This window comes from Zoogloea sp. 1C4, assembly GCF_009469605.1.
In the GTDB taxonomy this organism is placed as follows: Bacteria; Pseudomonadota; Gammaproteobacteria; order Burkholderiales; family Rhodocyclaceae; genus Zoogloea; species Zoogloea oryzae.
Map to the genome: position 1 here is coordinate 1 of NZ_SSXU01000069.1, position 2306 is coordinate 2306.

The 2306-nt window shown below is 31.6% G+C and carries 2 protein-coding genes; one reads left to right on the plus strand and one right to left on the minus strand.

Annotated elements, in window-relative coordinates; all coding sequences use genetic code 11:
- The coding region (locus tag GH681_RS22740) for a hypothetical protein (RefSeq protein ID WP_153163779.1) at nt 1-635 on the minus strand (635 nt) is incomplete at its 3' end.
- 1155 nt (nt 636-1790) lie between these two features.
- Here GH681_RS22740 and GH681_RS22745 point away from each other — a divergent pair.
- Entirely contained in the window at nt 1791-2144 is a 354-nt protein-coding gene (locus tag GH681_RS22745; RefSeq protein ID WP_153163780.1) for a hypothetical protein, read from the plus strand.
- Nucleotides 2145-2306: the final 162 nt, after the last annotated feature.

A 2306-nucleotide genomic window follows, 5' to 3' on the forward strand; every position in this document is an offset into this window, starting at 1 on the left:
GGATTACCAACGCTTTCATTTGCTTCTGGTTTATTGACACGTTTCTCATACCAATATGAACCGTTAGCAATGTTTGCATTTGCGTTCCTTGTAATTACTTCAATATAAGTTCCTCCGTTGAGGTCATTATCCCATTCGTTTGAATCCTTATAATCAGTAATTTCGCCCGTCTTTTCGTCAACAATCATCTCAAGACGTGAATAACCAACAGCGTTAAGTTGTGTTAATTCTTTTTGTTCACCGTTTGCGTCAGCATAGTAAATTTTACTTACACCTAAAACCTCACTAACCGGCAGGGTCTTATACACCAATGGCAAAGAAAATTCACAATCGGATAACTTAACGACTTCTCCCTTCTTTGTTGTAAAGGTTTTTGAATCGCTTTCCATACACTTAATAAATCTGTCAAGATTTTTCTTGTACGCTTTTGCGGTTTCGTCCTCAGTAGGAAACAAACACTTAACAAGATTAATGTTGCGTATTGCAGCCGCTTGCGGATTCAATACTTTCACACCTCCAATAGTAATGAATGTAGGCGCGTCCTTAGCTCCTTGTGAATAGCTAAATGTACACACGTAGAACTCATCGCCATTAGTGCGAGTTCTTTTTTCTGCTGAAATCAATTTGCTTAACATGATTTTTTTCTCCTTTCTTGATTACTTGTTACTTGTGTGGAATAGCCCAACAGATACAAGCCCGTAGGGGTGTTCCACTCCGATACAAGGTAGAGGGGTGTGAATTTTTGCTGGTTCCCACACACAGATTTCTTCACCAAAAAAATTTTTTTATATATTTTTATTTTAAATAATGTTAAAAAATAGCTATTAAACTTAAATAAATATTCATAATAAATGTTAATAATAATAACCAATATAGTTAAATATACGTTACTGTATACAGTAGATACAGTTAAATACAGTATGAATACAGAAGACATATTAGAAGAATTAACTAAAGTAGATGATGTAAGCCCCATTACTTTAGAATTACTATTAACTTATTATTAACAATATGTACTCAAATGATGATATAAACTTTATTGCAAATGAAGTATATAAACTAAGTTCTTCTACTTAGTAGAATCTAATGAGATTGTATGGATTTATAATAACAGAAGCATGAATTACTATTTCATAAGACAAAGAGATTAGCAGTATTCTAATTGTCTTTACTTAAGTAAGATAAGTAAGAACTATAAATTAAATGATAATTATAGATCCTTTACTTTACCAGGACAAATAGAATATACTTTTTCTGAAGATTTATATAAACAGTTTAAGAAAGAAATAAATACAGTTAAATGACAGAATTTACTGCACTATGTTTAGTAGGTATGTTAGGATGTCTAGCTTATATCATACTAAATAAATTAACAAAGTAATGTGCCCTAAGTACACGGGATCGTAGTACATTCCACGCTTAAAGAAGTTACCATAAGGTAGAAGCGCACCAGGGAATCCTAATCGTAAGTAGGCTCAGTTTAGCTACCTTTCTGACGGTCGTTGAATAAAAAAGGTAGCCCCTAAAACGGTATTACTATGGAAAAGAACGAACAAAAAAAAGCAGATAGAATTGAGTATGTTTTCAGGAATAAAACTTATATAGCTACTCCTGAACTTAGTAAAGGTTGTTGTGTGGGTTGTGCGTTTGTTAATAATATGAATTGCGCTAACTTTAAAGATAGAATGGATATATGTCATAAAGGATATATATTTAAGCGCAAATTTAATCATATAGATGAGTAACCTTACTTTACTTACTGCGTTAATAGATATTATAAAGTAAATATTATGGAAGATAAAGTACTAGAAACAGTGGTAAACGGATTGGAATATAGTTTTGAAAAAGATATATTGGTAAAACCTTTAGCTCCTATCATGGTTACTAAAGAATATACAGAGCAAATTCCTACTGGTGAAAAGGATGAAGAAGGTTTTAATAAGTATGAAGTAAAAACTCATACTAAAGAAGTTGAATCAGATTTTGCAAAAGGTATTGTTCTATCTATTCCAATCGGTACTGATAGTACCATTAAGGTTGGTGATACTATAGTATACCCTAAGAAATTTGCTAAAGACTTTGATCTATTTAAAGACTCACAATTAGTTAAGCCATACGACGTTGTAGCCAAAGTCGTTAAATAAGCTATCATTCACGAATTGAATGTTTTTAGAGTATTAAATCGCTGCCCTGCCATCAAAGCAGGGCATTCTTTTTACTATTACTTTACTAAACATTAATAAATGTTAAATATTTTAAACACTTATTATATTAATACGTTTTAAGGGCATTATGGGAACAATAAT